Here is a 6,727-nt window from a genome sequence, read left to right as displayed (position 1 = left end):
TTAGGTTTGAGAAATAACTGCCTCCAACTCTGTGTAATCAATGACCGCCCAGTTATATTTTCAACTGCTTTAGTAGCTGCTTTAATATATGAATCAAGTAAACTGTCTTCATCATTATTATCAATCTGTAAATGTTCCTTGACCTCAGCTACTGTTATAGGAGTAACTGCTGGTTCTGCTAATAACTCTAAAGACAAATACAGCACCTCCTTAATCTAATGAATATTCCTATACATATTTAGTTAAAATTCTTCATAATTAAAATCGAGATAAAAAATAATATTTAGACACAGACTTACGCAGACAAACACAGACTAAAATATAAAAAATAACATACTTAAATGTTTTGAAATCGGGTTTTAGTCAGACTTTAGTTAGTGTCAAAATAGCTTTTGACCTTAATTCGTGTAAATCCGTGTTAATTTGTGGCTAAAAAGATTTTGAATTTGAACTTAACTATCCTCTATCCCTTATCCTCTATCCTCTGAATAAGTTCTTCTTTATCGATATTAGCTAAATTACTAATCTCTCTTTTTAAAAGTTCTTCACTAACTTCCTTAAGTAACTCATCTTTATTTAAACCACTATAACCACTAATCTCTAATAACTTTGCTATCTCTTCTAAGTCATCTACCTTATACTTCTTCTTATCTAATAACTCATTATCCTCGTTCCCTTTCTTTTCTGCTTTTTTACCTTCATTATCTTCATCCTTATGCTCACTTGGCTCAATCATTTTATTCTCTTTAGGTACAATCTTCTCAGCTAACTTCTTCCTCTCCAAGACACTAGCTCTTCTCTCACTAGTCTCAAATTCCTTACCCCTACTAATAAAACCCTCAACACCTTTAAAAGTGCTAAGGGCTTTCATCATGACCATAATTATTTACCTCCCAAAAGTTATCTTATTTTAAACTTTCAAATTATTTATAACCTCTTCTTTACTGTTTTAATCGCACTAGTTAAGATCTTTATTATTTCTTCTAATTCACTTAATAAAGAATCCTTCACCTTTACATTCAAATAATCTGTAGCAGATAATAGGTCTATCCAATATTCCGTCTCTACAGCCTCTTTTAAAGAGATAGAAAACTTAGAAATAAAATCTCTATCACTCTGTCCTTCCAAACCTTCTCTAATATTAGCACCTATACTAGTACCAGACCTCAATACCTGTTTACTTAGCACATATTCCTTCTTCTCATCACAAAGATACTTATAAAGATTAACAATTCTAATAGAAAATTCAAATGCCCTCTGATACACAATACTTTCTCTTCTAGACATTAATAACACCCCACTGATTAATAAGATGTATTATTTATACCGCAAATGGAAAATATTATGCATCCTCTATCCTCTATCCTCTATCCTCTATCCTCTATCCTCTATCCTCTATCCTCTATCCTCTATCCTCTATCCTCTATCCTCTATCCTCTATCCTCTATCCTCTAACTCTCTGTTGGCTTACTATCAAAGGTCACATGCACGAAACTCTCAGGCAACATAGTAGTCAACGCCACTCTCTCATTAGCCATCAATGCTGACATATTCCTAATACCAAAATCAGCATGCTGGTCCAATACCTTAATAAAGGCATCCTGCCTATCCCACAAGATAGCACCCATTCCCCAAGCACCAAGAGCCACTTCTCCAGCATTAATCTGAATAGTCTCCACTACTGGAACAGACCAAGTTCTCTTCTGCCCTCCTTCAGTTACCTGTACCCAGATATAATGACCATCAGAACCTTTAAGTAATTCTATCTCCTCCCAATCACTAGGATTAACCACTACCCCAGTCACAGGGAAACCAGTCATCCTAGCAATAGTAATCGCTCTTCTTAAAGCATCAATCTTAGTATCTCCAGCCTTGCCCTCAGACCATTTATACTGCTGTCGGTCTGGGTCAGTTAAAATTCCCTGTAGATTAGGGCTAGTACCATCACCGTAAAGAATCTGCCTTTCATCCTCCTGCTTTAATCCATAAATCAAACGATTATCAATATATCCTCTTAGTTGCTTGGCATCATCTAGAGCTTGATTAGGTACAGGAATATAGTGAGAGATATCCCGAACATTAGCTGACTCCTTAGTAAACTCAATACTAGATTCAGGAGCAGGACTTCCAACTCCTATAGCATTAGCATTATTGGTATAGCCAACCTCCCTAACATACTCAATGGAATTACTATCAGTGGTCTGTACATTGAGTAAATCTCGGATATTTAACTCCTGCTCTGGTGGCATAATGATATTTGGAACTCTAGTTGGAACAGGAATACCCTCTGCTCCAGTCAAAGCTTTTCTTCTCATATTGAATAAACCTTTAAAGTGAACAGGGTCAGAATTATCTAAATTTGACTCTCTCATTCTCTTATAAGACTCAGAATCTACAAAGACCTGACCAAAACTCTTACTGCTATGTTGATTCCTAATACCTAAGTTAGGTCTACTCATCTTCTTCTCTAATTCATCAGCCCTACTCTGTAGCTCCTTCATCTCACCGCCAATCTCTTTAATCTGACCTTCAACCTCTCCAATAGCCTTAGCAGTCTTAGTAGTAGTCTCACCAAACTCCTTAATCTCACTTTCCTGTTGGTCTAATAGTTTCTGTAGGTTATTTGTTACACTATCAAATTTCTTACTTAACTCTTTTAATTCCATAATTAATTACCTCCCATTAATTTAGTTATATTTTCACTTAACAATAAAAAAAGAAGACTAATTAGCCTTCTTGAAGTTTACTTCCTATATTTTTTTCTAAACTATCTATTGAAGTAAATAACCTATTCATTTCTAACTCACTACTATCCTTTTCTTCAACTTCATTCTTCTCTAATAATCTATCTAAAAGCTCTATAGTTTTAACTAACACCTCCTTAATATCCTCATTAGCTTTCACAGAAGTAATTACTGCCTCATCATTCATAGCCCAAGTAACAGGACTAAATTCATATAGCTTAAGCTCTTTTAAATGCCTAACCCCATCCTTCCATTTCTTCTTCACTGTATCATAGCCAATACTTAACTCATTAATCACTCCATCCTTCATTAATATCTTCACATCTTTACCTAAGCTAGTATCACTAATCTGTCCTTTAACAAATAAGCCCTTCTTATCCTCTCTCATCTCCAATGGCTTGCCAATAGGACTATAAGGGTCATGCTGCCAACAGATTTTAATTCTATCCTTGTTATCTTTTAAAGTCTTAGTAAAAGCACCTGGTTGAATCAAATCACCACCAGCATCCACATTACCGAAGACAGCAGCATAACCAGTAAAAATTCCTGTCTTTTGGTCAAAATCTTTGAGTTCAAAAGGAACTCTTTTAGTTTTGTATTGCATATAAGAACACCTCCTAAATATGAAAAGCACCCAGATAGATTCTGAGTGCTTTAAGATTAATATGTAGTTTGCTTATTATAGATTATATCAGCTATATTTAAGTTGTAGCTGTCATTTTTATATCAATATTAATTCAATATAATTGTAAATTAGTAACTGCCCTTAAAATTATTACTTTAAAATCAGAAGGTATTAAATATATTATATGGAATATATTTAATCAACAATATAAAAAGGGGGTTGTATTTATGTCCGAAGAAAAATTTGAATATGAAGGTTTTTTTGGTAAAATTAAAGCAAAAGGGAAGGGAGCTTTAGTATTATCTTGCTCAGGGGCTGTTTTATTGGCAGGTGGAGGTATTTATTTAGCAACTAAAAATAAAGAAGCACTAAAAAAAGGTTCTGAACTAGCTACCAAGGGATTTAAATTAATAAAAAATAAAGATTCTTAAAATTAATCAATTATTTTAAAATATCAAAAATAAAATAAAGGATTGTGATAGTAGCACACCAACCACTATCACAATCCTTGAAAAAATAAGATGTTTTAATTACATTAAAGATACTATTCAATTCATATATAACTTTTTTACTATGTATAAATTATTGAATTTTGTTAATAAAATTAAATAATAAGAAATTAATCTATGGTAATTTAATTTTACTAATATAACCTTTGTTATTCTTTTTTCCGACTAAAATAAATTCTTTATCTGATATTTTTTTTAATGATTCAATCTCAATTTCTTTACTAAAGGTCTTAGTCCATTTTTGATTTCCATTAGTATTCACCTTCATTATAAAGTTTGATTGAGTAGAAAGGGCTTTTGGGTTAAAAGTCCCACCAAGCAAGAGCAAGCTATTGTCATCTAACTTTTCACTAGAAATGATAAATGCACTAAGATATGGTGTTTTTAAATATTTAGTTCTATATTCACGAGATTCGTCTATTTTAAAAACAAAGATTTTTAAATAAGATGTTCGCAATATCCCAGCATCATAGTCAGAATCATCAATATATTGATCACCAATAAGAACAAAACCGTCTTTTACTTCATGAATATCTTCATATTGCTTACCATCACTTTCTTGACCTGTAAGTTGACTAGATATTTCATTTCCATATTGATCTAAAATACATGTGTACCCCCATGTAGTAAACATTCCTCCATCAACATATCCAGCTAAAACATAGTGATCACCTAATTTCTTTGCAGTCATAAAATTAATAGATGCTTTAGCCATATAACTAGTATCTACAGTACGTTTTTTTATGGCAATCTTCTTAAAGTTAGTACTCCACCTTTCATTACCATTTGAATCTATATTAAAGAGATATTCATAACCATTATTTTCATTTGTTCCAAATAATATAATTTGATTTTCATCTATTTTTTCCATATTATGTAATCCATTAAAAGATTTGATCCATCTTTTCTTTCCATCAAAGTCAATTTTCAAAAGTAAATACTCATCAAGTTTTTTACCTAATATTAAATATCCATCTGAAACAGATATTATTGACTTAAAACTTTCAAATATTCTACTATATTCCTTATTAATAAATATTTTATCTCCTCGGGAATTCAACTTAGTTATAATCCCTTCTGAATCTACTACAATAAAATTCCCATTAGAATTTAATTCAACATCTGTAAAATAACTAGTGTTAGTATTATAGGTTTCTTCCCAAACCACTTTGGGTTTATTTATTACATTAAATATAATAAAAATAAAAACAATTATGGATATTATAGGTACTAACCATTTCTTAAAAGAGTTATTTTTAGATTTAAGATTATTATTCAAATTCATATTCTCACCCTTTCTCACTTTTATAAGTTATTTCTTAATATTTTGCACCTGCCTTTATTAAAAGTTTAGTTGTTTCTTCACTTCCAAACTTCTCTGAAGAAATTAAAACAGTTCGATTAAAATTATCTTTAGCATTAACATTAGCTCCTGCTTCTATTAAAACCTTGGTTATTTCTTCATTATCTAACGATACAGCTTCTATTAAAGGCGTAAAACCATAATCATTAGTTTTAATGTTAACATTAGCTCCTGCTTCTATTAATACTTTTACTACTTCTAACTTTTCATATTGTACTGCATCCATTAAAGCTGTATAACCATCATTAGCTAAATTAACATCAGCTCCTGCTTCAACTAATGTTTTTACTATTTCTGGGCTAGCATAGCTTGCTGCCATCATTAAAGGTGTAGGACCACCATCACGATTTTTAAAATTAATCTCAGCCCCTGCTTCTATCAAAATTTTTACTACTTTCAATTCTGGCTTCAATTTTAATTCAGAGCCTGGCTCAGAACCAATTAATGAATTCATTAAAGCAGTTCCATTACCATCATCAGTTTTAGCATTTACATTAGCCCCTTTATTAATGAGTAATCTTACTATACCCTCTTTCTTATACTTTGTTGATGTATTAGGTAATGCTGCCCACATTAGAACTGTTGGTCCACCATAATCTACTTTAGCATTAACATCAGCTCCTGCTTCTATTAAAAGTTTAGCTATTTCTTTATCTCCATACATTGCAGCATACATTAAAGGAGTACGGTTATATTTATCCTTGATATTAATATCAGCACCCCCATCTATTAATAACTTTACTATTTCTGGATTACCATAATCCCATTCATCACTTAATGCATAAAATAAAGCAGTCTGATTATCTGTCCCTACAGCATTAACATTAGCTCCTGCCTTTATTAAAATTTTTACTATTTCTGGACTGCTGTCATCTACTGCTCTAATAAAATCATTATTATCTATATTAATTCCTCTTTTTATCAACAATTTTACTAATTGAAGATACTTCTCCTCTATTGCCCAAGTTAAAATACTATCACCATAAATATTAGCTCCTGATTCTATTAATATACTTATTATTTCTGGATTTTCTTCTTTTAATGCTATATTGAGAAGAGAATCAGTATAAGCACTCTTAGGATCTATAATAGTTCCATCTTTTATGAGTTCTTTGACTTTGACTATATTTTCTTCTTTTACAGCATTTATCAATTTTTTTTGTTTAGTACCAAATGTTAAACCTATAGTCAAAATCATTACTACTATAATTATTAATATTTTGTTCTTAGTTAATTTCATTTAAATACTCCCTCTATTTTAATTTTGAATTTTGATTAATTATTCACTGATTAAGTTCTATAAATAATATATTTGTAAAATCAATCATTACAATAACCCCATTTAATAATAACTCAGCATTAATATTTATAAATAATTAGCTTAAAAAGTTCACCACTTTACAAGTTTGACTATGCAATCTTGTCATCTCGTAGAAAAGAACTAATAGCTTTCTGAACTTTAGAATAAATTTTGCTACTTTCGAGT

The 6,727-nt window shown here is 31.0% G+C and carries 8 protein-coding genes; 1 reads left to right on the top strand and 7 read right to left on the bottom strand.

From position 1 onward, the window contains the following. The 5 genes from BX659_RS18245 to BX659_RS18225 all read right to left on the bottom strand — a co-directional run. The coding region (locus BX659_RS18245) for a head-tail connector protein (RefSeq protein ID WP_172432018.1) at window positions 1-197 on the bottom strand (197 nt) is incomplete at its 3' end. 266 nt (window positions 198-463) lie between these two features. Next, window positions 464-880 carry a Rho termination factor N-terminal domain-containing protein gene (locus tag BX659_RS18240; RefSeq protein ID WP_097019653.1) on the bottom strand — a complete coding sequence of 139 codons (417 nt, stop codon included), beginning with the start codon at window positions 878-880 and terminating at the stop codon, window positions 464-466. A 47-nt stretch (window positions 881-927) separates the two neighbouring features. Further along, window positions 928-1,287 carry a four helix bundle protein gene (locus BX659_RS18235; protein WP_097019652.1) on the bottom strand — a complete coding sequence of 120 codons (360 nt, stop codon included), beginning with the start codon at window positions 1,285-1,287 and terminating at the stop codon, window positions 928-930. 164 nt (window positions 1,288-1,451) lie between these two features. Further along, the gene (locus BX659_RS18230; RefSeq protein ID WP_097019651.1) at window positions 1,452-2,666 is read right to left on the bottom strand and encodes a phage major capsid protein; all 1,215 of its coding nucleotides are present in this window, start codon (window positions 2,664-2,666) and stop codon (window positions 1,452-1,454) included. Between the two features lie 61 nt (window positions 2,667-2,727). After that, window positions 2,728-3,348: an HK97 family phage prohead protease gene (locus tag BX659_RS18225; protein ID WP_097019650.1), complete on the bottom strand. Its 621-nt coding sequence runs from the start codon at window positions 3,346-3,348 to the stop codon at window positions 2,728-2,730. Window positions 3,349-3,596: 248 nt separating this feature from the next. Here BX659_RS18225 and BX659_RS18220 point away from each other — a divergent pair, with 248 nt between their 5' ends. Further along, the gene (locus BX659_RS18220) at window positions 3,597-3,800 is read left to right on the top strand and encodes a hypothetical protein (RefSeq protein ID WP_097019649.1); all 204 of its coding nucleotides are present in this window, start codon (window positions 3,597-3,599) and stop codon (window positions 3,798-3,800) included. 193 nt (window positions 3,801-3,993) lie between these two features. On the opposite strand, the gene BX659_RS18215 is transcribed toward BX659_RS18220, so the two are convergent. Both BX659_RS18215 and BX659_RS18210 read right to left on the bottom strand, forming a co-directional pair. Beyond that, window positions 3,994-5,181 (bottom strand): hypothetical protein, encoded by a 1,188-nt coding sequence (locus BX659_RS18215; RefSeq protein ID WP_181186464.1) that lies wholly within the window; start codon window positions 5,179-5,181, stop codon window positions 3,994-3,996. A 16-nt stretch (window positions 5,182-5,197) separates the two neighbouring features. Beyond that, complete coding sequence (locus BX659_RS18210; RefSeq protein WP_097019647.1) at window positions 5,198-6,481, bottom strand: ankyrin repeat domain-containing protein; 1,284 nt, start codon at window positions 6,479-6,481, stop codon at window positions 5,198-5,200. Between the last annotated feature and the right edge of the window lie 246 nt (window positions 6,482-6,727).

Source organism: Orenia metallireducens (assembly GCF_003001995.1).
Taxonomy (GTDB): domain Bacteria; phylum Bacillota; class Halanaerobiia; order Halobacteroidales; family Halobacteroidaceae; genus Orenia; species Orenia metallireducens_B.
The sequence above is the reverse complement of the archived record's forward strand: the minus strand, read 5'-3'. Positions and strand labels throughout refer to the sequence as shown.

What these genes read in the sequence shown, in the direction of transcription:
- BX659_RS18240 (WP_097019653.1), bottom strand. Translation starts at nt 880, where the DNA reads ATGGTCATGATGAAAGCCCTTAGCACTTTTAAAGGTGTTGAGGGTTTT.
- BX659_RS18235 (WP_097019652.1), bottom strand. Translation starts at nt 1,287, where the DNA reads ATGTCTAGAAGAGAAAGTATTGTGTATCAGAGGGCATTTGAATTTTCT.
- BX659_RS18230 (WP_097019651.1), bottom strand. Translation starts at nt 2,666, where the DNA reads ATGGAATTAAAAGAGTTAAGTAAGAAATTTGATAGTGTAACAAATAAC.
- BX659_RS18225 (WP_097019650.1), bottom strand. Translation starts at nt 3,348, where the DNA reads ATGCAATACAAAACTAAAAGAGTTCCTTTTGAACTCAAAGATTTTGAC.
- BX659_RS18220 (WP_097019649.1), top strand. Translation starts at nt 3,597, where the DNA reads ATGTCCGAAGAAAAATTTGAATATGAAGGTTTTTTTGGTAAAATTAAA.
- BX659_RS18210 (WP_097019647.1), bottom strand. Translation starts at nt 6,481, where the DNA reads ATGAAATTAACTAAGAACAAAATATTAATAATTATAGTAGTAATGATT.